Source organism: Acinetobacter sp. 2JN-4 (assembly GCF_003687745.1).
Lineage (GTDB): Bacteria > Pseudomonadota > Gammaproteobacteria > Pseudomonadales > Moraxellaceae > Acinetobacter > Acinetobacter halotolerans.
This window is the reverse complement of the sequence record NZ_RDNY01000014.1, coordinates 23,896-49,553: the sequence shown is the minus strand read 5'-3', so window position 1 is coordinate 49,553 and position 25,658 is coordinate 23,896. Positions and strand designations below refer to the sequence as shown.

General features: G+C 41.5%; 24 protein-coding genes. 15 read left to right on the top strand and 9 right to left on the bottom strand.

The annotated features are described in order from the left end of the window. Nucleotides 1-69 precede the first annotated feature (69 nt). Together EAH57_RS15310 and EAH57_RS15305 are read left to right on the top strand one after the other, a co-directional pair. Nucleotides 70-1,995, top strand: a complete 1,926-nt coding sequence (locus EAH57_RS15310; protein WP_121930798.1) for an ATP-binding cassette domain-containing protein — start codon at nucleotides 70-72, stop codon at nucleotides 1,993-1,995. A 322-nt stretch (nucleotides 1,996-2,317) separates the two neighbouring features. Beyond that, nucleotides 2,318-2,875, top strand: coding sequence for a VTT domain-containing protein (locus EAH57_RS15305; protein WP_121930797.1), 558 nt, complete (start codon nucleotides 2,318-2,320; stop codon nucleotides 2,873-2,875). A 123-nt stretch (nucleotides 2,876-2,998) separates the two neighbouring features. Here the strand turns inward: EAH57_RS15305 and gyrB are convergent, their stop codons facing one another. The 4 genes from gyrB to dnaA form a co-directional block, all read right to left on the bottom strand. Then, nucleotides 2,999-5,467 carry a DNA topoisomerase (ATP-hydrolyzing) subunit B gene (gyrB, locus tag EAH57_RS15300; protein ID WP_004672264.1) on the bottom strand — a complete coding sequence of 823 codons (2,469 nt, stop codon included), beginning with the start codon at nucleotides 5,465-5,467 and terminating at the stop codon, nucleotides 2,999-3,001. A gap of 51 nt (nucleotides 5,468-5,518) precedes the next feature. Beyond that, a complete protein-coding gene (recF, locus tag EAH57_RS15295) occupies nucleotides 5,519-6,613 on the bottom strand; it encodes a DNA replication/repair protein RecF (protein ID WP_121930796.1) in 1,095 nt (364 codons plus the stop codon). Nucleotides 6,614-6,641: 28 nt separating this feature from the next. After that, entirely contained in the window at nucleotides 6,642-7,790 is a 1,149-nt protein-coding gene (dnaN, locus tag EAH57_RS15290) for a DNA polymerase III subunit beta (RefSeq protein ID WP_121930795.1), read from the bottom strand. A 112-nt stretch (nucleotides 7,791-7,902) separates the two neighbouring features. Continuing rightward, the gene (gene dnaA, locus EAH57_RS15285) at nucleotides 7,903-9,294 is read right to left on the bottom strand and encodes a chromosomal replication initiator protein DnaA (RefSeq protein ID WP_121930794.1); all 1,392 of its coding nucleotides are present in this window, start codon (nucleotides 9,292-9,294) and stop codon (nucleotides 7,903-7,905) included. A gap of 668 nt (nucleotides 9,295-9,962) precedes the next feature. Here dnaA and rpmH point away from each other — a divergent pair. The 7 genes from rpmH (at nucleotide 9,963) to EAH57_RS15250 (ending at nucleotide 15,854) form a co-directional block, all read left to right on the top strand. After that, nucleotides 9,963-10,097: a 50S ribosomal protein L34 gene (gene rpmH / locus EAH57_RS15280; protein WP_000831329.1), complete on the top strand. Its 135-nt coding sequence runs from the start codon at nucleotides 9,963-9,965 to the stop codon at nucleotides 10,095-10,097. 27 nt (nucleotides 10,098-10,124) lie between these two features. Continuing rightward, nucleotides 10,125-10,520, top strand: a complete 396-nt coding sequence (gene rnpA, locus EAH57_RS15275) for a ribonuclease P protein component (RefSeq protein ID WP_004672256.1) — start codon at nucleotides 10,125-10,127, stop codon at nucleotides 10,518-10,520. A 9-nt stretch (nucleotides 10,521-10,529) separates the two neighbouring features. After that, complete coding sequence (yidD, locus tag EAH57_RS15270) at nucleotides 10,530-10,853, top strand: membrane protein insertion efficiency factor YidD (protein ID WP_004672254.1); 324 nt, start codon at nucleotides 10,530-10,532, stop codon at nucleotides 10,851-10,853. 2 nt (nucleotides 10,854-10,855) lie between these two features. Continuing rightward, on the top strand, nucleotides 10,856-12,613 hold the full coding sequence (gene yidC / locus EAH57_RS15265) for a membrane protein insertase YidC (RefSeq protein WP_121930793.1): 1,758 nt from the start codon (nucleotides 10,856-10,858) through the stop codon (nucleotides 12,611-12,613). Between the two features lie 90 nt (nucleotides 12,614-12,703). After that, nucleotides 12,704-14,059 (top strand): tRNA uridine-5-carboxymethylaminomethyl(34) synthesis GTPase MnmE, encoded by a 1,356-nt coding sequence (gene mnmE / locus EAH57_RS15260; RefSeq protein ID WP_121930792.1) that lies wholly within the window; start codon nucleotides 12,704-12,706, stop codon nucleotides 14,057-14,059. A 160-nt stretch (nucleotides 14,060-14,219) separates the two neighbouring features. Next, a complete protein-coding gene (locus EAH57_RS15255) occupies nucleotides 14,220-15,029 on the top strand; it encodes a DUF2310 family Zn-ribbon-containing protein (RefSeq protein ID WP_121930791.1) in 810 nt (269 codons plus the stop codon). Between the two features lie 126 nt (nucleotides 15,030-15,155). Beyond that, complete coding sequence (locus EAH57_RS15250; protein ID WP_121930790.1) at nucleotides 15,156-15,854, top strand: DsbC family protein; 699 nt, start codon at nucleotides 15,156-15,158, stop codon at nucleotides 15,852-15,854. Nucleotides 15,855-15,906: 52 nt separating this feature from the next. On the opposite strand, the gene EAH57_RS15245 is transcribed toward EAH57_RS15250, so the two are convergent. After that, nucleotides 15,907-16,158 (bottom strand): GlsB/YeaQ/YmgE family stress response membrane protein, encoded by a 252-nt coding sequence (locus EAH57_RS15245; protein ID WP_004672229.1) that lies wholly within the window; start codon nucleotides 16,156-16,158, stop codon nucleotides 15,907-15,909. A 173-nt stretch (nucleotides 16,159-16,331) separates the two neighbouring features. Between EAH57_RS15245 and EAH57_RS15240 the strand changes: the two genes are divergently transcribed. After that, nucleotides 16,332-16,541, top strand: a complete 210-nt coding sequence (locus EAH57_RS15240) for a hypothetical protein (RefSeq protein WP_121930789.1) — start codon at nucleotides 16,332-16,334, stop codon at nucleotides 16,539-16,541. 10 nt (nucleotides 16,542-16,551) lie between these two features. Here the strand turns inward: EAH57_RS15240 and hpt are convergent, their stop codons facing one another. Both hpt and guaD read right to left on the bottom strand, forming a co-directional pair. Next, nucleotides 16,552-17,079, bottom strand: a complete 528-nt coding sequence (hpt, locus tag EAH57_RS15235) for a hypoxanthine phosphoribosyltransferase (RefSeq protein ID WP_004672228.1) — start codon at nucleotides 17,077-17,079, stop codon at nucleotides 16,552-16,554. A 222-nt stretch (nucleotides 17,080-17,301) separates the two neighbouring features. Beyond that, nucleotides 17,302-18,618: a guanine deaminase gene (gene guaD / locus EAH57_RS15230; protein ID WP_121930788.1), complete on the bottom strand. Its 1,317-nt coding sequence runs from the start codon at nucleotides 18,616-18,618 to the stop codon at nucleotides 17,302-17,304. A 181-nt stretch (nucleotides 18,619-18,799) separates the two neighbouring features. Here guaD and EAH57_RS15225 point away from each other — a divergent pair, with 181 nt between their 5' ends. After that, on the top strand, nucleotides 18,800-19,399 hold the full coding sequence (locus tag EAH57_RS15225) for a nucleotidyltransferase family protein (RefSeq protein WP_121930787.1): 600 nt from the start codon (nucleotides 18,800-18,802) through the stop codon (nucleotides 19,397-19,399). Nucleotides 19,400-19,447: 48 nt separating this feature from the next. Here EAH57_RS15225 and EAH57_RS15220 read toward each other — a convergent pair whose 3' ends face one another. Together EAH57_RS15220 and EAH57_RS15215 are read right to left on the bottom strand one after the other, a co-directional pair. After that, a complete protein-coding gene (locus tag EAH57_RS15220; protein ID WP_121930806.1) occupies nucleotides 19,448-20,401 on the bottom strand; it encodes a TerC family protein in 954 nt (317 codons plus the stop codon). A gap of 363 nt (nucleotides 20,402-20,764) precedes the next feature. Then, nucleotides 20,765-21,682 (bottom strand): LysR family transcriptional regulator, encoded by a 918-nt coding sequence (locus tag EAH57_RS15215; RefSeq protein WP_121930786.1) that lies wholly within the window; start codon nucleotides 21,680-21,682, stop codon nucleotides 20,765-20,767. Nucleotides 21,683-21,788: 106 nt separating this feature from the next. Between EAH57_RS15215 and EAH57_RS15210 the strand changes: the two genes are divergently transcribed. From EAH57_RS15210 to EAH57_RS15195, 4 genes are read left to right on the top strand one after another with little or no spacing between them, the layout of a single operon-like run. Further along, nucleotides 21,789-23,021 (top strand): acyl-CoA dehydrogenase family protein, encoded by a 1,233-nt coding sequence (locus EAH57_RS15210; protein WP_171407490.1) that lies wholly within the window; start codon nucleotides 21,789-21,791, stop codon nucleotides 23,019-23,021. Nucleotides 23,022-23,033: 12 nt separating this feature from the next. Next, a complete protein-coding gene (locus EAH57_RS15205; RefSeq protein WP_121930784.1) occupies nucleotides 23,034-24,155 on the top strand; it encodes a phosphotransferase family protein in 1,122 nt (373 codons plus the stop codon). Further along, a complete protein-coding gene (locus tag EAH57_RS15200; RefSeq protein ID WP_121930783.1) occupies nucleotides 24,152-24,850 on the top strand; it encodes a histidine phosphatase family protein in 699 nt (232 codons plus the stop codon). The genes EAH57_RS15205 and EAH57_RS15200 overlap by 4 nt, the downstream gene beginning before the upstream one ends. A 19-nt stretch (nucleotides 24,851-24,869) precedes the next feature. Then, a complete protein-coding gene (locus tag EAH57_RS15195) occupies nucleotides 24,870-25,613 on the top strand; it encodes an SDR family oxidoreductase (RefSeq protein WP_121930782.1) in 744 nt (247 codons plus the stop codon). Nucleotides 25,614-25,658: the final 45 nt, after the last annotated feature.

The window sequence follows — 25,658 nt, the reverse complement described above, 5'->3', positions numbered from 1 at the left end:
ACAAGATAAAATTTGCATTCACGCCCGATCACCTTAAAATGCAGCAATCTATCGCTATTTTGCATGCTCATGATCCAATTTGACCAAGTTTCATTACGCCGTGGTGGGCGAGTCCTCTTTCAAAAAGCGTCAATGCAGCTTCACCCAGGCTGGAAGATTGGTCTTACAGGTGTAAATGGCGCAGGAAAATCGACTTTATTTGCTGCATTTTTAGGTGACGTCGTGGCAGATGAAGGCAATCTAACGCGTCCAGCGGTTTGGACCGTAGCGCATATGGCACAAGAAATTAAAGCCTTAGAAATGGCAGCAATCGATTTTGTGCTTTCTGGCGACGAAGAGTGTTGGGGAATACAACAAAAATTGGCCGATCCAGATCAGCTCAGCAATGATGAGTTAGCGCATCTACATGGTCGTTTTGATGAGATTCATGGCTATGCCGCCCCTGCTAAAGCCGCGCAACTGATGGCGGGTTTAGGTTTCCTCGATCACCAACTCCAATTAAATGTCTCTAGTTTTTCTGGTGGATGGCGAATGCGTTTAAATTTGGCGCGCACGTTGATGAGCCGTTCAGACTTACTCTTACTGGATGAGCCAACCAACCATTTAGATTTAGATGCTATTTTATGGTTAGAAGACTGGTTAAAAGCCTATGAAGGAACATTAGTTCTTATTTCACATGACCGTGATTTCTTGGATGCCATTTGCGATCGTATTCTGCATATTGAAAATAAAGAATTAACACTGTACACAGGCAATTATTCAACCTTTGAAACCACGCGCAGTGAACGCTTAGCACAACAACAACAGTCGTTTGAAAAACAGCAAGAAACGCGTGCACATTTACAAAAATATATTGATCGTTTTAAAGCCCAAGCGACTAAAGCACGTCAAGCACAAAGCCGTATTAAACAACTTGAACGGATGCAACAACTTGCACCTGCACACGTCGATACCCCCTTTACCTTTAGTTTTCGTGAACCCACCAAAATGAGCTCGCCGCTACTCAGTCTAGATGCAGCCAGCATTGGTTATGGCGAGACCATTATCGCGGAGAAGATTCGTTTGCAAATTACCCCAAGCTCTCGTATTGGCTTGTTGGGAATGAATGGTGCTGGTAAGTCAACATTGATTAAAACACTGGTGGGTGATTTACCCTTAATGGCAGGTGAGTACAAAGCGTCTGAACTGCTCAATATCGGTTATTTTGCTCAGCATCAAATGGATGCCTTGGATGCAAATGCCAGTCCAATGCTGCAATTGGCTCGCATCGCAGATAAACACATTAGTGAAGCCGCTTTACGTGCCTTTTTAGGCGGCTTTGGCTTTAGTGGTGAACGGATGGACACCCCTTGTGAAAGCTTCTCTGGTGGTGAGCGTGCGCGTTTGGCATTGGCATTGATCGTTTGGCAGCGTCCAAATGTCCTGATTCTGGATGAGCCAACCAACCATTTAGATTTGGATATGCGCCATGCGCTCAGCATGGCATTACAAGACTTTAATGGTGCTGTGGTATTGGTCTCGCATGAGCGTCAATTGATTGCCAGTGTCTGTGATGAATTACTATTGGTACATGCGGGGAAATGCACCGAGTTTGATGGCGATTTGCAAGACTACGCCAAATGGTTACGTGAAGCGCGTCAGCAACAAATCAATGCTCAAAAGGCCTTGCAACAAACATCGACCACTCAAACGAAATCGGTAAAATTAGATAAAGATGCGCAACGTAAAGCTGCGGTACGCCACCGTGAACTCACAAGACCGATCCGTAAAAATATTGAGAAAATTGAGGGACAAATTGAGAAACTTCAGCCTCGTTTAGCCGAAATTGAGAGTTTGTTGGCTGACACTGCACTGTACGAAGAAAATCGTAAAGATGACCTCATTAAATTAATGAATGAGCAAAACGAACTGAAAGCCAAACTTGAGCTGCATGAAGAACAACTGTTAACGCTCATGATGGAGTTAGAAGAGCTTGAAAGCGCTTTTGTAGGCTAATCTAATCAAGTATCCATAGATGCTCGAATCTAAGCGCATCTGTGGATACTACATTCTTATTGTCACGCATAAAACTTAAACAATCTCTCAAGTGCTTCATCATTAAGAAAAACCGTTCAAGATGTCATGATTTTTTCAACAAGCTCAGTTACAGTAACTGTTGGAATATTCCCAAAAAATTGAGCTTTGGCTTCAGGCTCGATATACTCAACCCCCTATTATTGTAAAGTTATCTCTTACAAATGAATCCTTAGAGTGTGATTCATTTAATATTTTTGTACTCCAATGTGGTGAGTACGCTATTTGGGACAACGCAAACTGAATGAATTCTTTAGACTTTATTTTTAATTTCGAGCACTTCCTGCCAATTTTAGTTCAAGAATATGGTTTATGGATTTACGCTATTCTATTTCTGATTATTTTTTCTGAAACTGCTTTCGTTTTTATGTTCTTTTTGCCTGGGGATAGTTTACTACTCGCAGTCGGTGCGCTGTGTTCTGTGGTTGAAATCATGCATCTCGGCTATATGATCAGCTTACTCTTTTTTGCTGCTGCGCTCGGCTATATGGTGAACTATCATATTGGTCGCCACTTTGGTGATCGTATCTTCAATACCGACTCACGTTTTATTAAGCAAGCCTATCTACAAAAAACCAATACCTTCTTTTTAAAGCACGGTGGAAAAACCATTCTACTTGCTCGCTTCATTCCCTTTGCACGTTCATTTGCCCCTTTAGCGGCAGGTTCAAGCAACATGAATTATAGCCACTTTGTTATTTATAATATCTTAGGTGCATTGCTGTGGATCAGTGTATTGGTCACCGCTGGTTATTTATTTGGGCATGCCATTATTCAAGTCAGCGATTTAGTAGAAAGCTAATTAAGAATAACGTTTCACGTGGAACCTAAAGCAATAAAAAAAGGCGATACCCATCTTGGTATCGCCTTTTTAATTCAAATTATGAAGAATAAAGCTAAATCATAATCAGATAGTTTGACTCAATTAAGCGTCAATATCTGCATTCAATGCATTTTCCTCAATGAATGCACGACGTGGTTCTACGTCATCACCCATTAAGCAAGAGAACATACGATCTGCTTCAATCATATCATCAATGGTGACTTGCAGCATGTGACGGTTTTCAGGATCCATCGTGGTTTCCCAAAGCTGTTCAGCATTCATCTCACCCAAACCTTTGTAGCGTTGGATCATCATGCCACGACGCGAGTCTTGTAAAATATGCTGCCATACTTGGTGGAATGTATTGACCTGAATACGACGCTCGCCTTTTTGTAAGTAAGCACCTTCTTCAAGCAAGGTAAACCAGCTCTTCGAGTTTTTAAGTAAACGCGCATATTCAGCAGAATTTAACAGACCAGCGTCCAGTAAATAAGAGGTCGGTAAGTTATGCACATAAACCGTTACACGCGGCCAGTAATGTGCTGATTTTTCACCTTGTGCATTTTCACGATCAAACGCTTCTAGGGTAATTTCAGGACGCAAACTTGGTTGCAACTTCACAATCGCGCCACGTAATTGCTCAGCCCATGCTTCGACATATTCACGTTCATGCGTGTGATCAATCTTAAATGCATCAAGCTCTAATAAAGCATCTAATAAACTTGCAGGATAACGTTGGGTTAAACGCAGCAAACTTTTTTGAGATACTTGATAATCAGCAATCACGCTTGCCAATGCTGCGCCTGTAATAGCAGGTGCATCTGCGCTGACATGTAATGAAAGTTCATCAATCGCATTGGAGATCAAGAAGGTTTCCAATGCATCATTGTCTTTCATGTACTGCTCATGCTTGCCTTTTTTCAACTTGTACAAAGGCGGCTGTGCAATATAAATATAACCACGCTCAACCAACTCTGGCATTTGACGGAAGAAGAAGGTCAGTAACAATGTACGAATATGTGAACCATCCACGTCCGCATCGGTCATGATAATGATTTTATGATAGCGTAACTTGTCTGGATTATATTCTTCGCGACCAATACCGCAGCCCAAAGCTGTGATCAACGTACCTACTTCCTGACTCGAAATCATCTTGTCAAAACGCGCACGCTCAACGTTTAAGATTTTACCTTTTAACGGCAAGATAGCCTGCATTTTACGATTACGACCTTGCTTAGCACTACCACCAGCAGAGTCACCCTCGACTAGATAGAGTTCAGAAAGTGCAGGATCTTTTTCCTGACAATCTGCCAATTTACCTGGCAAGCCCGCAATATCAAGTGCGCTCTTGCGACGTGTCATTTCACGTGCTTTACGTGCCGCATCACGCGCACGTGCCGCATCAATAATCTTGCCAGCAATTGATTTCGCTGCTTGAGGATTTTCAAGCAAATAAGCAGAAAATTCCTTGTTCATCGCCTGTTCAACCGCAGGCTTCACTTCACTTGAAACTAATTTTTCTTTGGTTTGCGATGAGAATTTTGGATCAGGAACTTTAACCGAAATGATCGCCGTTAGACCTTCACGGGCATCATCACCAGTGACCGCAACTTTTTCTTTCTTGAGGATATTTTCGCTTTCAAGATACTGGTTTAAGCCACGCGTTAAAGCTGCGCGGAAACCAGCAAGGTGCGTACCACCATCTTTTTGCGGAATATTATTGGTAAAACAACGTACATTTTCCTGATAACTTTCATTCCATTGCAATGCAACTTCAACTGCAATCCCACTATCGGTATCTGTAGTGAAATGGAAAATCTCATTTAAATGGGTTTTTCCTTCGTTAATATATTTAACGAACTCAGATAAACCACCTTCGTAATCATAGACGTGTTCAAAGTTGACTCGCTCATCACGCAGTACAATACGTACGCCAGCATTTAAGAACGACAACTCTCGTAGACGACGCGCTAAAATTTCAACACTAAAAATGGTTTGGCTAAACGTCAGCTCACTTGGCCAAAAACGAATGACTGTACCGGACTTATCCGTTTCGCCAATTACTTTTAATGGATATTGTGAATCGCCATGACAATATTCCTGCTCATGGGTCTGCCCTGCACGATGAATAATCAGATGTAATTTTTTCGACAAAGCATTGACGACGGATACCCCGACCCCATGCAAACCACCCGATACTTTATAGCTATTATCGTCGAATTTACCGCCAGCATGCAGAATCGTTAGAATAACTTCGGCAGCGGATATCCCTTCTTCCGGATGGATATCCGTCGGAATACCACGACCATTGTCTGAAACACTGACCGATTCATCTTCATGAATGGTGACGACAATCTCATCACAATGTCCAGCAAGCGCTTCATCGATGGCATTATCCACTACCTCGAACACCATATGGTGCAAACCAGTACCATCGTCAGTGTCACCGATATACATACCAGGACGTTTACGAACTGCGTCTAATCCACGTAATACTTTGATACTAGAGGAATCATAAGCCTTTTCATTTGTTTGTTCTGTTTGAGAGACGGATTGAGACTCTGAACTCATGGTTACTCCCTAGTAAAAATTAATCTATCAAAAAAAGATGAGGAAATAAAATTATGGCGCAGCAAGGCTGACTTGACCGTGAACAACATGGAACAATTGAAAAGAAATCGACAAATCATGCAAGTGTTTTAATACCGACGTATGGTCTAAGGTGGTCATAAAAACTTGACTCCCCAACTGACTCAATCGCTCAATTAAACGTTGTTGTGCAGCTAAATCTAACTCTGCTGTCAGATCATCTAATAATACCACAGTTTCCTTATTACTCGCATGTAGCATTGCAATTTGTGACAGTTTTAATGCCATGATTAACAACTTTTTTTGTCCACGTGATAACACATGAACAGCATCGCTGCGCAAGGCATCGCCCCCTATTTTTAAGCGTAAATCTGCACGATGCGGACCATACTCGGTATAGCGTCGCTCAAGGTCTCGGTGATGTTGAGAAATCAGGTCTTGCAACAAACCTTGCTCGGTATGAAAACCAGCACTGTACTCAAGTTCGATCTGAACATCAGGCAACAGTTGCTGTAGATCTTCTTTAAAAAATTGATTCCATTGCTCAATAATACCTACCCGTTGTGAGTGCAAAATCTCACCATAATCGCTCAGCATTTTATTCCATGGCTCTAAATCAGCCAAAGTTAAATTACGCCGTGTCTTAAGCAAGCTATTCCGCTGTTTTAATGCACGTGAGTAATATTGCCATGCAAAATAAAACTCAGGTTCCACGTGGAACATTAACCAATCTAAGAGCTGTCTCCGTGGTTTCGCGCCATGGTCAATAATATCGGTACTTTGTGGGTCAATATGCTGCAAAGGCAATAGTTTTGCCAACTGTCCTTGCGTAGCGATAGTATCGCCATTGACTTTGATCAGTTGCTCACCAGAAGCCATCTTTTGCATCCCAATCCGTTCATTGATTGATTGAGCAAATACGATTGAGTCAGCTGCTTCATACTGAATATAGTGCTTAGGAATATGGGTGCGAAATGACCGTCCTGTGGCCAATAAGTGAATTGCTTCTAAAATAGACGTTTTACCTGAGCCATTTGCCCCGTAAAAAATATTAAACGGTTGCAACTCATTCAGTGCAACCGCTTTTAAATTCCGTACACGTTCGATATTTAAACGCGTGATTTGCATGATTTAAAACTCAAATGATCAATGCAAATTAAACTCGCATTGGCATTACAACATAAGTTTGATCTGGGTGTGCTGGATCTTGTACAAGCACAGACTGATTCGCTTCAGTCATGGTCATCTTGACATCATCACCATCCAACACACTGAGAACTTCGAGAATATATTGTGCATTAAATGACATTTCCAAAGGTACATCCTGATATTGAATGGCAATATCTTCTACCGCTTCATCTTGTTCAGGATTGTTGGCGCGCAACTGCAATGAATCTTGATTAAAGTTCAAGAACACACCACGTAATTTTTCATTACTTAAAATCGCCACGCGTTGCAATGATTGTTTAAACACGTCTTGTCCAATAAATACGTGTTTGTCACCACCACGAGGAATCACACGACGATAATCAGGAAACTTACCATCAATCAATTTGGTGGTAAAACGGACAATAATATCGCCCTGCTCTTTATCTCGACTCGGCGTATTAATAGTGACATTTAATAATTCACGTCCAATCAACAAAGTCAGTTGTTCATCTTCAATACTGAGTAAACGTTGTAACTCACCTACGGCTTTACGTGGCACAATCGCCTGAATAGGTGAAGATGCGGTTGACGACGCTAATACTTCACATAAAGCTAAACGATGCCCATCTGTTGTTACTGTACGTAATTGATTTTGATCAATTTCAAGTAAAGTTCCTGTCAAATAAAAACGAACGTCTTGCACCGCCATCGCAAAGGCTGTTTTTTCAAAAAGACGTTTTAATTCGCGTTGGGTGACTTGCACTTGCGTGCCTTGACTATTTTCAGTGGTGAGCAATGGATAATCTTCAGCAGGAAGCGTTCCCAAAACAAAACGACTATTTCCCGATTTTAAAATACAACGTTGATCTTCGGTAATTTGTAGATCAATCAGTGCTGCGCTCGGAAGTGACTTACAAATCTCGACCAGTTTACGTGCTGGAACAGTCGTTTCACCTGCTTCTAAACAAGCGCCTTCCGCCAGTGTGGTACTCGCCACCAATTCAACTTCTAGATCTGAGCCAATAATGGTTAAGGCATGTTGCGTGGTTTGAATTTTGACATTTGAAAGAATATTCAAGGTATGACGGCGTTCAACAGCTCCTACCACATGTGATAAAACATTGAGTAAACTTTCTTTAGCGATTTTCAAACGCACGATTTTATTCCTCTTACAACAGAAGCCGATATGAATGTTAGCAGTGTACTATGCTGCACTTAAAAGCAGTTTGCAACTCTGAAAGTAGGGTCTATTGTCATTAAACCCGCGATTAACTCTGTAATAGACGCATTAAGTTTTTATAGTCTTCATTAAAAATTGGATCTTCTTGACGTAGGCTATTCACTTTTTCACAGGCATGCATCACCGTACTATGATCCCGGCCACCGAAAGCCATTCCAATTTCAGGAAAGCTATCGCCTGTTAGTTCACGCGCTAAGCCCATCGCCAACTGACGAGGACGCGCATAAATACGCGTCCGTTTCGGCCCAACCAATTCTTTTAATGGGATACGGAAATATTCACTCACGACGCGTTGGATATTTTCGACACTAATGGTCCGTGCACGAATTGCCAACACATCTTTTAAAGATTCACGCACCACATCTAAATCAATAACGGTGCCTTTAAAACGTGAAATTGCCACCACTTTATTCAATGCACCTTCCAACTCACGCACATTGGCAACGACTTGTTGAGCAATAAACAAAGCACAGTTTCTTGGTAAATCAACACCACTATTTTCAGCTTTTTTTAGTAAAATTTCGATACGCGTTTCAATATCAGGCGGCTCTACACCAACCGATAATCCCCAAGAAAAACGAGAAACCAAACGTGGATCCAATTCAGTTAACTCTTTTGGATAACGATCAGAAGTCAAAATAATTTGCTTAGACTCATCAAGTAAAGCATTGAAGGTATAAAAGAATTCAACCAAACTTGCTTCTTTACCCGCCAATAAATGAATATCATCGACCAACAATAAATCTAAAGAACGACAATTTTTCTTAAATTCTTCAACTTTGCCTTTTTGCAAAGAACTCACAAAGTCTTGTACAAAACTTTCAGAGGTCATGTACATGACACGCGCATTAGGTTTTGCTTGCAATAATGCGTTGCCAACGGCTTGCATCAAATGTGTTTTACCCAAACCCGTTGGACCATATAAAAATAGAGGATTGTGCTGTGAAGCACCTAATTGTGTGAGTACTTTACGACAGGTTTCCGCCGCCATTTGGTTAGAGCGCCCCTCAACAAATAGTGAGAAGCTAAACAACGGATTTAATTGTCTTTTCTTCGCTATTTTGGTTGGGTTTTGACTCGGTTGGGCTAAATCAGATTCTTTCTTGATTTTAATAGGTGTTGTTTGGCTGCTTAACGCGGCTGTCGTGGTGGCAGGTTGTTCACTCGAAGACAAAATGGTCCCTGGACGTGAATCAACTAAAATCTCGACCTGACGTATCCGCCCTTCAGACAATTGTTCTGCCAGTATTGAAATCAGCTCTAAATGATTATCTTGAATATAACGCGTCCAATAAGGGTTCGGCGCATATAAACGCATTACATCATCAACTTCTTCAGCAACCAAGGGACGAATCCACATCGCAAAGACGTTATCAGATAGCTCTTGTCGCAAGCGAGTTAAGCAGTCCGTCCAGAGCATGTGCATCCCCTATATATCCATTTTAAATTTAAAAAAACAAAAACCGCCCCTTCACTTTTCAAAGGGGTCGCCATTCTAACCAAGTTATCCACATCTGTCAGGCACATTCAGGCGAGTTTCGCTGAAAAAAAAAGCATTCGTGAATTAAATTCAAATTTAAACCGATTGTGCATAACTTTCAGCACATCCTGTGGATAGTTTTAATCCTAAAGTTATCCACAATGTATAAAATCAATAGAAACATGGTTATCCACAGAGTAACTTTATGTTTGTCTTAAGAAATACTCGACTTTCCACAGAAAAAAGCCTTACTAATAATAATAAACTTAAATTTTAAAATTTGAATTTACTTATAAGGATCACTGCGAATGTGGATAACTGAGCATATCGAAATTTAAATTCAAAATCCAAGGTTTAAATTTAAAACAGCGATTGGAGTGTGTATAAGCTTGTCGATAAGCTGTGAATATAACGCAATACTGATATAATTTAAATAGATAGCTTGTGTATGTTTTTTGTTTTCGATATTTTTGTATAAAATTAGGATTGTTCGCTTTATGCCAAACAATAAAAACAATATGTAAAGTTTTAGCTTTTTGATTGACAGCGGACCCTTTGCCCCATAAAATCGCGGACCTTACAGAAAGATCAATTTTGGGAGTTTCAATATGAAACGTACTTTCCAACCATCTGAATTAAAGCGCAAGCGTGTTCATGGTTTCCGTGCTCGTATGGCAACTAAAGCTGGTCGTCAAGTTTTAGCTCGTCGTCGTGCAAAAGGTCGTCATAGCTTAACTGTTTAATACTGTTAAGCTGACCAGATTTGGGTGATGTCACTTTACAGTTTTAGCACTGAATTTCGTATTCGTTGTGCTGCAGATTATAAAAGTGTGTTTGATGGTGCGCTTTTTAAAGTGCATCAGCCCCATTTCCTTTTTTTAGCAAAATTAACCGAACAGCCGAATAGCCGTTTGGGTATTGTCGTTGCTAAAAAAAAGGTGCGTCGCGCACATGAGCGAAATAGAATAAAACGCCTTGCTCGGGAGAGCTTTCGTTTACATCAAGCTCAATTTAATGCTGATATCGATATTGTGGTGATGCCTAAAGTGGGTATAGAAGCAATTTCAAATCAAGAATTACATCAACAATTAGATTTAGCTTGGCAAAAATTACAGCGTTTAGCTAAAAAGCATTCCAAAGTCGTTGTAACACCCCTCCAAAATTAGAGATCTCTAATGGTACGTTTACTGCATTGGTTGATAAGATGCTACCAAATCGCAATTAGTCCATTATTGGGGCCGCGTTGCCGCTATATTCCAACTTGCTCTCAATATGCAATTGAAGCTTTACAGACCCATGGTGCTGTAAAAGGTGTATGGCTATCGACCAAGCGCGTTTGCCGTTGTCATCCTTGGGGTGGTTCAGGCTATGATCCCGTGCCACGCAAAGCACTTCGTTTCATTTCGTTTCATCAAATAGATTCTCAAATGCATCACGTTGCTGTACCCTTTCGTGATCGTTTATTTAAGCAAAATTTCTCTAATCATTTGGGATATTAGATATGCAACAATGGGCCAGATTTGCAATTCTTGGAGCCATGTTTGTTACCGCATATTTGCTTATTTTGGCTTGGCAAAAAGATTATGGTCATGCTGCAACAGCACCGCAACAACAAGCGGCTGTTGTCACTACGCATGAAGTATCTGCAGATTTGCCAAATGCTCAAAATGCAACCGCGGCTTCAGACTTGCCACAAGCAAATGTGACTGCATCACAAGCCACAGAAAGTCCTTCTGTGAGTCAGCAACTGATTTCAGTACAAACCGACCTCTACCATCTTTGGATCAATCCTAAAGGTGGTGATATTGTTCGTATAGAGCTATTAAGCCACGATCAAAGCAAAAACGGTGATCAGCCGTTTGTGATGCTTGAAAATGATGCGAACCGTACTTACGTCGCTCAATCTGGTTTAATTGGTTTAAACGGACCGGACAGTAGCCGTAGCGGTCGTCCAATGTATGATGTTGAAAAAACAACTTATACCTTGGCAGATGCGAAAAGTGTGGCGACCAAAGACGGAGCAACCAGTCAAGTCTTGACGGTTCCATTGGTCTTTAAAACGCCTGAAGGCGTTGAAGTGATTAAGACCTTCACTTTTAGCCAAGGTGAGTATCCGATTACGGTTAAACACCAAGTCATCAACCGCAGTCAGCAAAACTGGCAAGGTCAGATGTTTGGTCAATTAAAGCGTGATAATTCTGATGATCCAGGCAAATCTGACCAAGGTATTTTCACTTTAGGGACTTTCTTGGGTGGCGCATGGGGTACACCTGAAGCAAATTATAATAAGTTAAAGTTTGCTAATTTCTCTGATGAGAAATTGAGTCTTGATGCGAAAGATGCTTGGGTTGCGATGGTGCAACATTATTTTGTCAGTGCTTGGATTCCAGGTCATTTAAAGCTGACTCAAGCAGATGGTCAACCTTATGTTGCTAAGCTAGAATCACGTCAGTCTGCTGATAAGATGAATATTATTGGTTTCACTTCTCCAGTGATTAATGTACCTGCAGGTACATCAATGGAAGTGGATGCTAAATTTTATTCTGGCCCAAAAATCCAATCTGAGTTGAAAGATCTTGCTGTTGGTTTAAATCAAACAGTGGACTATGGTTGGTTATGGCCAATTGCTAAATTATTGTTCTTAGGCTTACAGTTCTTCCATAACATCGTAGGTAACTGGGGTTGGTCAATTATCTTATTGACGATCTTGGTGAAATTGATTTTATGGCCACTTTCTTCGAAAAGTTATCGCTCTATGGCGAAAATGCGTGTGATTGCACCTGAAATGCAACGTATGAAAGAAGAGTTTGGCGAAGATCGTATGCGTTTTTCGCAAGAAATGATGGCGTTGTATAAGCGCGAGCAAGTGAATCCATTATCTGGATGTTTGCCGTTATTGCTACAAATGCCAATTTTCTTAGCTTTGTATTGGGTATTGATGGAATCGGTTGAACTCCGTCATGCGCCATGGTTGGCTTGGATTCAAGATTTATCTGCGATGGATCCTTGGTTTATTTTGCCGTTGATCATGGGTGTTACCATGTACGTGCAGCAAATGTTAAACCCACAACCGACTGATCCAATGCAGGCTAAAGTATTCCGTATCATGCCAATCATGTTTACGGTCTTTATGTTGTTCTTCCCTGCAGGTTTAGTGCTGTACTGGATCGTCAACAACAGTATTACGATCCTACAACAGTCATTTATCAATAAAAGTGTAGAGAAAGATCGTCTCAACAAGGTTGAGCCAACAGCTTAATCTCGAACTTTTACTGAATAAATCCGCTTAAGATGGTAATCTTAGGCGGATTTTTCTTTGGCTGTCATTTGAGTTTTTTAGGTGAATAACATGCAATATCAAACCACAATTACTGCGATAGCTACGCCCTTAGGTCGTGGTGGTGTGGGGGTGATTCGTCTCTCTGGCCCTAAGGCTTATGAGATTGCACAACAACTCACACAAAAAACATTACCTGCTGCCCGTATGGCTGGTTTCCGCAAGTTTTATGATGCGGATGGTTCAGTGATGGATGAAGGTATTATCTTATGTTTTCCGAATCCGCATTCTTTTACAGGCGAGGATGTGGTTGAAATCCAAGGACATGGTGGTCCTGTGATTCAAAATGCACTGCTTGCACGCTTACTTGATTTAGGCGCAATTGCAGCCAATGCGGGTGAGTTTTCTATGCGCGCCTTTGAAAATGGCAAAATGGATTTGGTTCAAGCTGAAGCGATTGCCGATTTGATCGATGCGACTTCACAAGCGGCGGCACGTTCAGCATTGCGCTCATTACAGGGTGCATTTTCAACCAAAATTAATACTGTTTTAGAAAAACTCATTCACTTACGTTTACATGTTGAAGCGGCGATTGATTTCCCAGAAGAAGAAATTGATTTCTTGGCGGATGGTAAAATTTTAGCGTTATTGGATGATGTGCAAAGTTCTGTTCACGCTGTACAGCAATCTGCGCGTCAAGGGCAGTTGTTACGTGAAGGTTTGCAGGTGGTCATTGCAGGTAAACCGAATGCAGGCAAATCCAGCCTATTAAACGCATTGGCGGGGCATGAACGCGCGATTGTGACTGATATCGCAGGAACAACCCGTGATGTGTTGCATGAAAAAATCAGTTTGAATGGTTTGCCTATCACCTTGACTGATACAGCAGGTCTACGTGAAACAGGTGATATTGTTGAGCGAGAAGGTATTCGTCGCGCCATCAAAGAAATTGAGCAAGCGGATTTATTGCTATTGGTATATGACCTAAATCAAGCAGATGAACCGTTGCAATTGGCGCAAGAATATTTTGCTGACCATCTTGAACCGAAACGATTACTTTTGATTGGCAACAAGTGCGACTTAACGGGACAAATCGCAGAATTAAGCGATTATCAAGGATTCCGTCATATCCGTGTTTCTGCCAAGCAAGAAATGGGCGTTCAGGCGCTCATAGATGCGATCACAGCGCATGCGGGCTTCCAGCCTGAAGAAGATACCTTTATTGCTCGAACCCGCCATCTAGATGCAATGAAGCGCACTCAGCGTTATTTGGCCGAGGCACGTGAGCAACTGGTGGTGTTTAATGCGGGTGAGTTGGTGGCTGAGTCGTTACGATTAGCTCAAAATGCCCTCGGTGAAATCACCGGTGATTTTAGTGCCGATGATTTATTGGGTAAGATCTTTGGTTCGTTTTGTATTGGGAAGTAATTGCACATTTTAGTCTTGTTTAATAGATTTAGGTTGGTTTTAAACTATTAATTTATAATGATTTAATGGTTTTTATTGAGTATATCCAATATTTTTTGTTTTAATGATCATAGTTTTTACTGCTAAATTTTTTATAATTTAAAGTTCTCATGGGATAGAGATGATTGCTTATAAAGTAATATTCGGAACAATTACAAAAACAAATCGAGAAGATGCTGAATGGTTAGTTGAAGATTACATTTCAGTCTTATTACATAATGGACAGATTTGTGGTGAATATTTTTTAGTTGTACAAAAGGAAAAGCTTTGTGCGTATCTAAATGTACAAGGTAGAAATGCATATGCTATGAAATATCATTGTAAATATGGTATTGAGCGACTTCATAAAATCATTGAATTTTTTGGTAGTAAGCCCCAATGGACGCTTATTGATGATGATATTCCAAAACAAAATATTACATGGGAAAATGCTCCATTTCTTTACCTCTTTACGCATATGGGGGATAGACGATCATCTTTATGTCGTGGGGATAATGGCGAATCGATTTCTATTTATCTTATTCCAGGGGAACATGAACAGCGTGAAGAAATATATTTTTGGCAGCAAGAATACAAAACTTATGATCAAGCTTGGACATATAGCGGTGCTTTGGAAAAAGTCGCTTATAAACAATTGGCAACTTCAGATAGTGAGTTAGCAAAAGCTGGTCAAAAAATCGGTAAATATATCGAAAAAGTTACAGGCATACCTACCTATTATTATCTAGTGCGTTATTGGGGACGTCGCACAAATGAATATGCTCGGCTTTGCCCATCTTGTGGTCAAAATTGGAGTACAGAAGTAAACTCTAATGAATTTCATCATTTTACATTCAAATGTGATCAATGCCGTTTAGTCTCCCATCTTGCTGTCTCTTATGAAGATGAGCGACAAGCAGTCATTGGTGAGTGGCGGGGTTTAAACAACTAATCAGCAATGTTCCACGTGAAACATCGCGAGAATTGGTTTGATTTTGGTTGCGACTCAGTAAGTCGAGCTGTTTAGCTATGAGAGACGGATTACAATAGCGGCTGATTTTTGATTCGAGTATCAGTCATGTTAAAAAAAATTGGGATATTCTCATTATTGAGTTGTGTTTCCGCACTGAGTTTAGCCAATGTGGAAACGCTCAAAAGTAGTTTAAATAAAAACTATCCCAATATCCAAGTGACCAATATTCAAAGCACTGAAATGGCAGGTTTATACAGTGCAAATCTGGATAATCAAATCATCTATCTCGATGACACTGCAGAGCATATGTTTATTGGATCAATGGTGCGCTTAAAAGATCAGAAAAATCTCACCAAGGATTTGGTATTAAAGCAAAATTCAATTGATTGGAAACAACTTCCCTTACAGGATGCGATCAAAACGGTCAAAGGCAATGGCAAACGTCAGCTCGCAATATTTTCAGATCCAAACTGTCCGTACTGCAAGCAATTAGAAGCTGAATTAGACAAGCTCAATGATGTGACGATTTATACCTTTATCTATGCTTTAAAACCGCAATCTATCGCTGTTTCGAAACAAGTTTGGTGTGAAGCTAATCCCTCGTATGCATGGAAAAATTTACTGCAGAAGAATGTTAAACCTAAAGCCAAAACCTGTGCCAATCCGATAGAGCGAAATCTAGAGTTAGGACGTAAATTAGGGGTGAGTGGTACACCAACTTTAATCTTCTCAAATGGTTTGAAAATGGTCGGTGGACGCAGTGCTGAAGACATTCAAATGATTTGGAAGGAATTAGGACTATAAAAATAATACTCCCAATTCATTATTTTGGATGAATTGGGAGTGATCCAACGATTTAACTTTTCTTGGTGGCGAGGTTATAAACAAATAAAATAATCACTGCACCGATCACGGATGCAATAAATCCTGCTGCTGAGTTTTCCCCGTATAAACCGAGTAATCGCCCCCCATAAGTCGCCAATAAAGAACCCGCAATACCGAGTAAAGTGGTGACGATAAAACCTGCTTTATCATCCCCTGGATGTAAGGCTCTTGCGATTAGACCTGCAAAAAAACCAACGACAATTGCAACAATCAGCGTCCACATTGTTTTTCTCCTTGTTTCATAAAGCGATTTATTTTTTTATCCTGCTAGATCAAGCGCGTGCTGTCTGTAGTAGATTGCTTATTTATGTCGTATTTTTGTGCAATGTTTAACAGATTTTAATTAAAATTAAAGCCTCAAAAAGTGCTTTTAAACACCTGAGCGAAGGTAAAAGCATGAGAAGCATCGCTTCGCAAGGTACGAGCGCAAGATGTGCAGCTATGCTGCGTATAGAGAAAAATAAAACAAACTTAAAGCATCGCGTTAAGGATTTGTCTTACGAAGCCTTTAAAGCTTCGCAAGAAGACCTTGCGCCATATCTGGCTCATATGCTGCGCATGGGGATAAAAGCATTGGATATTTGCAGCACATTAAAAATGGGCTGATGTTGCAAGCTTACAGACCAATTTCACCAATAAAAGGTAAATGACGATATTTCTGATCGAAATCGAGACCATAACCGACAATAAAGCGATCTTCGACTTCAAAACCTAAGAATTTTACGTCTAAATCAATCTCACGGCGTGAAGGTTTGCTCACCAGCGTACACAGTTCAATTGAATTTGGTTTACGCGTTTGCAGCATTTGCATCACTTTGTTGAGGGTATTGCCTGAGTCAATAATATCTTCAACCACCAATACATCTTTACCGTGAATTTCGCCATCCAAGTCCTTTAGGATTTTGACATCACGGCTAGAGGTTGTACCACCGCCATAGCTGGAAACGGTCATAAAATCGAGTTCGTGTGGTTTTTCAATGGCACGGCATAAGTCTGCCATGAAGATGACTGAACCGCGCAGTAAACCAATCAATACCAGTTCTTTATCACTTTGAGCATAGTGTGCATTGATTTTTTCGCCAAGCTCTTTCACTTTGGCTTGAATCTCTTCACTTGAAATCATAATGCGCATTGCAATGGTCATCGGCAGATTCCTAAAACATTAAATATGGGAAAATAAAAAAGGTGTTGACCTGCAACACCTCGAAAATTTGAGCTAATGGAAGAATTTTAAAACAAAATGAGTTTTCATGCATCTTTTGATGATGAATATCTGCCATTTTGCTGAGAAGTGCTATCTCGTTTCAGCAAGATTGCAGTTCCAATCGCCAACAATATCAAACCAAGTTTTCGTTTGTTTGAGGCTTTAGTTTTGGCTATAGGCTTTTTGTCCATAGATATAAGTGGCCTCAATATTGCGGTCATCGCCCATGGTAAACAGTGCAAATAAGCTGTCATCAATGGATTTTGACCGTGACTGACGCAGTTGTTGTAAAGCGGTTGCTTGCAGATTTAGCACCACAAAATCCGCTTCTTTGCCTACATTGAAGTTACCGAGTTTATCATCCAGATCGAGCGCTTTTGCCCCGCCCAAAGTGGCATGATAAAGTGATTCAAAAGCGGAAAGTTTATCACCTTGCAACTGTTGTACTTTGTAGGCTTCATTGACCGTTTGCAATAAGCTAAATGAAGTCCCCGCCCCGACATCAGTGCCTAAACCAACTTTGACTTGTTGATCCCATGTTTTTTTCAATGGAAATAATCCACTACCCAAAAACAGGTTTGAGGTTGGGCAGAAAGCAATTGCGGAGTCTGTATCATGCATGCATTGCCATTCTGTATCTTCTAAGTGAACACAATGCGCGAATACCGAACGCTGACCTGTTAGACCATAATGGTGGTAAACATCGAGATAGCCATTTTGCGCTGGGAATAAATCTTTGACCCATGCAATCTCATCTTTATTTTCACTTAAATGCGTATGCACATACACATCAGGAAACTCTGCTTTAAGTTGCCCTGCTTTTTCTAATTGTTCTGGTGTAGAAGTCGGTGCAAAACGTGGTGTGATCGCGTATAGGGCACGGCCCTGACCATGCCACTTCTGAATCAGTGCTTTAGAATCGTCATAGGCGCTCTCTGCGGTGTCGCAAAGTGCTTCAGGTGCATGACGGTCCATCATCACTTTGCCTGCAATTAAACGCATCTGGTGCTGTTGTGCGGCTTCAAATAAGGCATCAACTGATTCTGGATGGACGGTACAGAACACCAATGCGGTGGTAGTACCGTTTTTGAGCAGTTCATTGACAAAGAATGCGGCAATTTCTTGGGCATAAGCTTGGTCTTTAAATTGGATTTCGGTTGGGAAAGTATAGGTATTTAACCAACTGAGGAGTTGTTCGCCGTATGCACCCACCATTTCGGTTTGTGGAAAATGGATGTGGGTGTCAATCATTCCTGGAATGATTAATTGTTCAGGATAATGCTGAATGTCAACGTTTGTAGGAAGATGATCTTGGGCTTCATTCCAAGCGCCAAACCAGCGAATTTTGCCATTTTCGGTGATGAGTACGCCATCTTCGATATAACGCACTTGATCGGCGATTTCTGCTGCTTGGGAAACGGTTTTTTGAATATCTAAGAAGCGACCACGAATAACCGTGATCTGAGTAGCCAACGTCATAACAACCTACAGGTTTACTTTTTTCGGTTGATTGTACCTGATTTTGCCCAAGTTACTGGAATATTCGCCTAAATTAAGCTGCTAAAAAGTGTATAAATGTGAGTAATCTTTTGAGTCAATTCACTCAACTTTTGGGTGGTTAGGGCTAAGCTGTTTTAGTTATTTAAGGATTTAAACACCAATGACGTTGCATCAAATACATCATCGAGACGCTTTTTTTGATTTGATCTTAAATAGCTCTGATCTCTCGGAGATGCTGAAACAACTTGCATGGGTCGAGCCACGTGCATATTTAAGTGCAGGTGTGATTCGCAATACAGTTTGGGCATTTTTGCATGGTCAGACTTTTGATTTAAAAGATAGCGAAATTGACGTGATTTATTACGATGGGCAGGAACGGAATAACCATGTACAGCAGCGATTAAAACAAAAATTAGAAGACTTATTCCCTCAGCAGCAATGGGATGTGGTGAATCAGGCTTTGGTACACACATGGTATCGTAAGGAAAATGGCGAACAAATTCAGCCCTTACCATCCATTGAACATGCTTTATCGTTATGGCCAGAAACGGCAACCGCTATCGCGCTTCGTTTGGACTCATCTGGGGAGCTGGAGCTGATTGCACCATTTGGTTTACAAGATTTATTTGAATTACGACTCTGTTGGAATCCTGCACTGGTCAGCTATACCACCTTCAAAAATCGTGTTGAGTCTAAAAAATGGTTGCAACAATGGCCTCGATTACACTGGGTTGATCCAACGGAAACACATGAGGCTTAAATGGAAAAAAAGGACTTGATTGAAGTCCCTTTTTTCATGTTCAGCGTATTATTGCGCTTGACGCTTATTGTGACGTAACGATAGATACGCCGTAATACTTAATACTATGATGATAAAACCGAGTGAGATCCAAATTGGCATGTGGAACACATCTAGCAATAACATTTTTGTTCCAATGAACAATAGAATAATACCCAAGCCATACGGCAAATAATGTAATTTCGTTGCAGCTCCTGCCAGTAAAAAGAACATTGCGCGTAAACCTAAAATCGCCATCAAGTTTGCTGTGAGGACAATAAACGGGTCAGTGGTCACGGCGAATATCGCAGGAATTGAATCCACCGCAAAAATCACATCGGACGCTTCTACCAATACCAGCACCAAAAATAACGGCGTTGCCCACAAAAGTCCGTTTTGACGTACAAAGAATTTGTTACCTTCAAGTTGAGGGGTGATACGGAGGTGTTTGCGTAACCATTTGAGTAAAATATTGTCTTCAATATTGCTTTCTTGCTCTTGTCCTTTTAGAAACTTAAAGCCTGTATACACAAGGAATGCGCCGAAAATATACAGTACCCAAGAGAACTCTTGAACGAACCAAGCACCGATGAAAATAAAGATCGTTCTCAGCACGATCGCACCGAGTACACCATAAAGCAAAATTTTACGTTGTAAGGCCGGTGGAATGGCGAACACGGCAAAAATCATTAACCAAACGAAGACATTATCAATCGCCAATGATTTCTCAAGCAGATAACCTGCGAAGTACTCCATGGTTTTTTGATTGGCGATATTTGTCCCGATGGTTTGCTGTAAATACAGCCATAGGCCTCCACCAAATAGGATGGCCGCAGTAACCCACGCCACACTCCAATAAGCGGCTTGCCGAATCGGCACGTCTTGGTTTTGTTTCTGTTTAAAGCCTAAAAAATCGATCAATAGCATCACCGTGATGATGCCAAAGAATGCAAGATACAACCATAAGTTGCCGATAGATTCCATTACCACTCCCGATCTGGCAAATGGAAGCGGCATAAAAAAACCTTGACCAGTTGCCAGATGAATTAAAAAAAACATCTGTTTCAACATGATCAAGGTCTTGCCTACATCATCCTTGGGGATGATGCTCAGAGTCCGACTTTTTGCAAAGTGTAATGACGGAGCTCTGACACCGAAGCATTTTAATTTCAGTGCTTCGGTTTGGAGGAGGCTACTCCCCTTGTCAAACGAATTTCGTATGGATGGTGACATCCAAATCTGCGCGTAGCATTACATATTTTTAGATGAACCGCAAATGATTGTGTGCAAGGCTCGAATCGCCGATATCCTCCACCTCTGTGACTTGTGTGCATAGTGCTTATGATCTTAATTAAAAATTTTTAAGATCTCTTGGCGTAAAAATTGATGACGTGGATTTTGTTTCACATGGTCATGCCAATACATACCCATGCTGATTTTCGGCAATTCGATCGGTAAGGCATGAATATGCAAATTCTCTGCATAATTGAGGTGTTTTAAAATACTTTGTGGAATGGTCAAAATCGAATTTGGATACTGTGAGAGGACTTGCAAAGCGGTTGAATAATGCTGACAACGCAGAAAAATTTGGCGAGACAGTTGTTGGCGATTGAGATAAATATCCTCCAAGAGTATGCCTGTGCGCCGTGAGGAAACCCCGATATGCGGTGAGGATAAATACAGCGATAAATCCATTTCCGTTTGTTGAGTGCACACCACAAAGTGATCTTCTATCAGGTTTTCAAATTGTAAATTGGCTTGGTAGGGTTGCACTAAATCAATCACAAAATCGATCTGTTGGGCGGATAAATCCGCCAGCATATTTTTACGATCCAGTTTAGAGCTGAGAAACTGAATATCGAGATTTAATTGTGCAAAGTGATTGACCAATTGTGGAAAAATAATCGGCTCGATTTCATCGTGAATCGCAATTTTAAGGCTTTGCAACATACTCGGTACAAACGTTTGTTGCGGCATGGCAATACTTTGAATGCTTAGCAATGCCGTTTGAATGGGTTGATAAATCTGCTCGGCAAAGGGTGTAGGCAACATTTTTTGGCCGCTACGCACAAATAGTTCATCGTTCAATTGTGTGCGTAAGCGTTGTAAGGCATGGCTCACTGCGGATTGACTAATACATAGCAGTTGTGCGGCTTTAGAAATACTTTTTTGTTCAAAAATGGCAATAAAAAGCGGGTATAAATTAATATCAATACGATGGAAATGCCCTACTTCTAACGGGGGGGTATTATGAATCTGATTCATAGTTTCAAATAAAATAAAATCATTTCATTCATAATAAATTTTCGCTTATGGTGATGTAAAGCAGCGAATGATCTTTCGCCACATTTTTACCTTGAGGGAGCTGATGATGTTTGCATTATCTGAACGCGCACAGGATTTTATTGCACGAACGCAAGCCTTTATTCAACAAGAAATAGAACCGATCGAAAAAGCGTTTTGGGATGAGGTACATCACTTAAATGTCGATGGCGACTGGACCAAATGGCAATGGCCTGAACAATTACAACAACTGAAAAGCAAAGCCAAAGCCGCGGGTTTATGGAACATGTTTTTGCCCGATGCCGAGCTAGGTGCTGGTTTATCGGTACAGGAATATGCACGTATTGCTGAACTCACAGGACGTAGCTTACTTGCACCGACGGTATTTAACTGTAATGCACCTGATAGCGGCAACATGGAAGTATTGTGGCGATATGGTAGTGAAGCGCAAAAGCAACAATGGCTGCAACCTTTACTGAATGGAGAGATTCGCTCGGTCTTTTGTATGACTGAACCTGCGGTTGCTTCCAGTGATGCCACCAATATGCAAGCCACTGCCGTGATTGACGGTGATGAGATTGTATTAAATGGGCGTAAATGGTGGTCATCTGGTTTGGGCGATCCCAACGCTAAAGTGATCATTTTCATGGCCTATACGCCTGATTCGAGCAAAGACCGCCATCATCAACATTCGATGGTGTTAGTCCCAATCGAAGCCCAAGGTGTGAGCATTGAAAGAATGTTACCCGTTTTTGGTGACTATGATGCGCCACATGGTCATGGGCAAGTCAGCTTTGACAATGTTCGTGTTCCTGTCAGCAGTTTTATTGGTGGTGCAGGACAAGGCTTTGAAATAGCACAAGGACGGTTAGGACCTGGACGGATTCACCATTGTATGCGATGCATTGGCGCAGCAGAAAAAGCCTTGGAGTTGATGATTGATCGTGGCATGTCACGTAAAGCCTTTGGTCAAGAGATCCTGAAATTGGGTGGCAATTTGGAGCGCGTGGCTGAAGCACGTGTGCAAATCGACCAAGCCCGTTTATTGACGCTTTATGCAGCGTATAAGATGGATACTTTGGGCAATATGGCTGCGCTCACCGAGATTTCAGCGATCAAAGTGGTCGCACCAACCGTATTGCAAAATGTGGTGGATATGGCGATTCAAATCCACGGTGGTGAAGGCGTTTCACGAGATACGCCACTCACAGCATTCTTTAATCAAGCACGTAGTTTACGTTTAGCCGATGGACCTGATGAAGTGCATAAAGGCATGATTGCCAAATTAGAATTGAAAAAACGTGGCTATGGTCGTGGATAAGGATATAAGAAAATGGTAGTGATTGATGTAGCTGATCAAGTTCGTAAAGGTGAAGAACTGGATGTTGCCGCAATTGAAATGTGGTTAAAAACTCAGGATGTAAGTTTACAAGGACAAGCGCAAGTGACCCAATATTCAGGTGGGGCTTCCAACTGGACTTATCGCTTGCAATATGACAATGCAGATCTGATTTTACGTCGCCCACCCAAAGGCACCAAAGCCAAATCCGCGCATGACATGGCGCGTGAATACAATGTGCAGAAGCATCTTGCACCGTTCTACCCTGTCCTGCCTGAAATGGTTGCCCTATGCCAAGACGAGAGTGTCATCGGTTGTGATTTTTATGTAATGAAGCGGATCGAAGGCATTATTCCGCGTGCCAATTTACCTAAAGAATTGCAGCTTGATGAGCAACAGGTGCAGCAACTTTGTTTGAATGTTTTAGATAAACTGATCGAATTGCATCAGGTGCCGTATCAAGGTACTGAGCTAGAAAAACTGGGCAAAGGTGATGGATATTGTCGTCGTCAGGTTGAGGGGTGGGATGTGCGTTACAGTAAAGCACTGACCCCGAACGTGCCTGATTTTGCTTTTGTGCGTCAGTGGTTGCAAGCACATATCCCTGCCGATGCCAAAACTTGTGTCATTCATAATGATTGGCGTTTTGACAATGTGATTTTAAATCCGCACCAACCGACTGAAGTGATCGGTGTGTTGGATTGGGAAATGGCGACTTTGGGCGATCCATTGATGGATTTAGGTAGCGCCCTTGCCTACTGGATTCAGGATGATGATGATGCGTTGATGAAGTCGACTCGCCGTCAGCCGACCAATCTAAAAGGCATGCTGACGCGTCAACAAGTGGTGGATTATTATCTTGAGAAAACAGGCTTACAACCTGAAAATTGGGCCTTCTATGAAGTGTTTGGTCTGTTTCGTTTAGCGGTGATCGCCCAACAAATCTATTATCGCTATTACCATCAACAAACTGATAATCCAGCCTTTAAAGATTTCTGGATCATGATTCATGCTTTGCATATTCGGGCCTTAAAACTGATTGCTCAAGACAATACAGAGGCACAGCAACTCATTACTGAATGTGTGGCGAACTTACAGGATATTTTAAAGCGATGAGCACGATATATTTGGTGCGACACGGGCAAGCCTCTTTCGGCGCAGCAAGTTATGACCAGCTCTCAGCCAAAGGCGAGCAACAAGCGCTGATCGTGGGTGAGTTTTTTAAGCGCAGCTTAAAGCAAACCCCGTTTGTGCTTGCAGGTTCAATGCAACGTCATCAACAAACCGCACAATTGGCTTTATCGCAAAGTTTTCAGAATGCGCTGATTCAGACTGAATCAGCATGGAACGAGTTTGATCATCAACATATCTTTGCGCAATATGAACCGCGTTTTAATCAACCTGAATTGCTCAAACAGGATATCGCTCAAGTGGCGAACCCACGTGCTTATCTGGCTAAAATCTTTGACGGTGCGATTGATCGTTGGATTGGGGAGCAATTTGACCATGAGTATCATGAAACGTGGTTAGGCTTTCAATCACGAGTGGAAACAGCGTTGCAAGGACTGTGTGAAAGTATGGACGCCACACAACATCGTCAAGCGGTGGTATTTAGCTCTGGTGGTGTGATTTCAGTGGCGGTGGGCAAGGTGTTGGGGCTCAATGCCAAACAAATTTTTGCACTGAATTGGTCACTTGCCAATGCCAGTATCACCACACTGCGCTGGAAGGAAGGCCGTTTGCAATTACTGAGTTTTAATGAGCATCATTATTTAAAAGCGCATGATGAAGAACTTTTAACATGGATTTAAACAAGAATAGGTGACAGACATGGCAAAGACGATTTTAATTACAGGTGCAAGTTCGGGTTTAGGCGCAGGTATGGCGCGTGAATTTGCTGCCAAAGGCTATCATCTTGCGCTTTGCGCACGACGGTTAGAGCGTTTAGAAGCGCTCAAACAAGAACTAGAAAACCAATTTTCGGTTCAGGTCAGCATTAAAGTTTTGGATGTTACCCATTACGATGATGTTTTTACGGTGTTTAAAGACTTCCAACAAGAGTTTGGCACTATTGATCGTATTATTGTCAATGCAGGTGTCGGTGAAGGACGCCGCATAGGCAAAGGTCATTTTGAAATTAATCGCGCCACGGCAGAAACCAACTTTATTTCCGCATTGGCACAATGTGAAGCGGCGGTTGAAATCTTTAGGGCGCAAAATAAAGGCCATTTGGTGGTAATTTCTTCGATGAGTGCGATGCGTGGCTTACCGAAGCATCTATCAACTTATGCTGCGAGTAAAGCCGCGGTTGCACATTTGGCCGAAGGGATTCGTGCTGAGTTATTGAATACCCCGATTAAAGTCTCGACGATTTTCCCTGGTTATATTCGAACTGAGCTGAATGAAGGCGCGAAAAAATTGCCATTTGAAGTGGATGAGAAAACAGGTTGTCGAGCTTTAGTGAAAGCAATTGAGAAAGCACCAATAAAAGCGTATGTACCACAGTGGCCGTGGTTGCCTGTGGGGATTGCAATGAAGATTTTGCCGTTGAAATTAGTGAATAAATTGAGTTGATTGCAATTTAAAGAGAAGACTAATTTCTGAAAATGAGGGTAAAAA

Bases quoted from the DNA above. Each gene is read 5' to 3' on its own strand.
- EAH57_RS15310 (WP_121930798.1), top strand. From the start codon at position 70: ATGATCCAATTTGACCAAGTTTCATTACGCCGTGGTGGGCGAGTCCTC.
- EAH57_RS15305 (WP_121930797.1), top strand. From the start codon at position 2,318: ATGAATTCTTTAGACTTTATTTTTAATTTCGAGCACTTCCTGCCAATT.
- gyrB (WP_004672264.1), bottom strand. From the start codon at position 5,467: ATGAGTTCAGAGTCTCAATCCGTCTCTCAAACAGAACAAACAAATGAA.
- recF (WP_121930796.1), bottom strand. From the start codon at position 6,613: ATGCAAATCACGCGTTTAAATATCGAACGTGTACGGAATTTAAAAGCG.
- dnaA (WP_121930794.1), bottom strand. From the start codon at position 9,294: ATGCTCTGGACGGACTGCTTAACTCGCTTGCGACAAGAGCTATCTGAT.
- rpmH (WP_000831329.1), top strand. From the start codon at position 9,963: ATGAAACGTACTTTCCAACCATCTGAATTAAAGCGCAAGCGTGTTCAT.
- rnpA (WP_004672256.1), top strand. From the start codon at position 10,125: ATGTCACTTTACAGTTTTAGCACTGAATTTCGTATTCGTTGTGCTGCA.
- yidD (WP_004672254.1), top strand. From the start codon at position 10,530: ATGGTACGTTTACTGCATTGGTTGATAAGATGCTACCAAATCGCAATT.
- yidC (WP_121930793.1), top strand. From the start codon at position 10,856: ATGCAACAATGGGCCAGATTTGCAATTCTTGGAGCCATGTTTGTTACC.
- mnmE (WP_121930792.1), top strand. From the start codon at position 12,704: ATGCAATATCAAACCACAATTACTGCGATAGCTACGCCCTTAGGTCGT.
- EAH57_RS15255 (WP_121930791.1), top strand. From the start codon at position 14,220: ATGATTGCTTATAAAGTAATATTCGGAACAATTACAAAAACAAATCGA.
- EAH57_RS15250 (WP_121930790.1), top strand. From the start codon at position 15,156: ATGTTAAAAAAAATTGGGATATTCTCATTATTGAGTTGTGTTTCCGCA.
- EAH57_RS15245 (WP_004672229.1), bottom strand. From the start codon at position 16,158: ATGTGGACGCTGATTGTTGCAATTGTCGTTGGTTTTTTTGCAGGTCTA.
- EAH57_RS15240 (WP_121930789.1), top strand. From the start codon at position 16,332: ATGAGAAGCATCGCTTCGCAAGGTACGAGCGCAAGATGTGCAGCTATG.
- hpt (WP_004672228.1), bottom strand. From the start codon at position 17,079: ATGACCATTGCAATGCGCATTATGATTTCAAGTGAAGAGATTCAAGCC.
- guaD (WP_121930788.1), bottom strand. From the start codon at position 18,618: ATGACGTTGGCTACTCAGATCACGGTTATTCGTGGTCGCTTCTTAGAT.
- EAH57_RS15225 (WP_121930787.1), top strand. From the start codon at position 18,800: ATGACGTTGCATCAAATACATCATCGAGACGCTTTTTTTGATTTGATC.
- EAH57_RS15220 (WP_121930806.1), bottom strand. From the start codon at position 20,401: ATGGAATCTATCGGCAACTTATGGTTGTATCTTGCATTCTTTGGCATC.
- EAH57_RS15215 (WP_121930786.1), bottom strand. From the start codon at position 21,682: ATGAATCAGATTCATAATACCCCCCCGTTAGAAGTAGGGCATTTCCAT.
- EAH57_RS15210 (WP_171407490.1), top strand. From the start codon at position 21,789: ATGTTTGCATTATCTGAACGCGCACAGGATTTTATTGCACGAACGCAA.
- EAH57_RS15205 (WP_121930784.1), top strand. From the start codon at position 23,034: ATGGTAGTGATTGATGTAGCTGATCAAGTTCGTAAAGGTGAAGAACTG.
- EAH57_RS15200 (WP_121930783.1), top strand. From the start codon at position 24,152: ATGAGCACGATATATTTGGTGCGACACGGGCAAGCCTCTTTCGGCGCA.
- EAH57_RS15195 (WP_121930782.1), top strand. From the start codon at position 24,870: ATGGCAAAGACGATTTTAATTACAGGTGCAAGTTCGGGTTTAGGCGCA.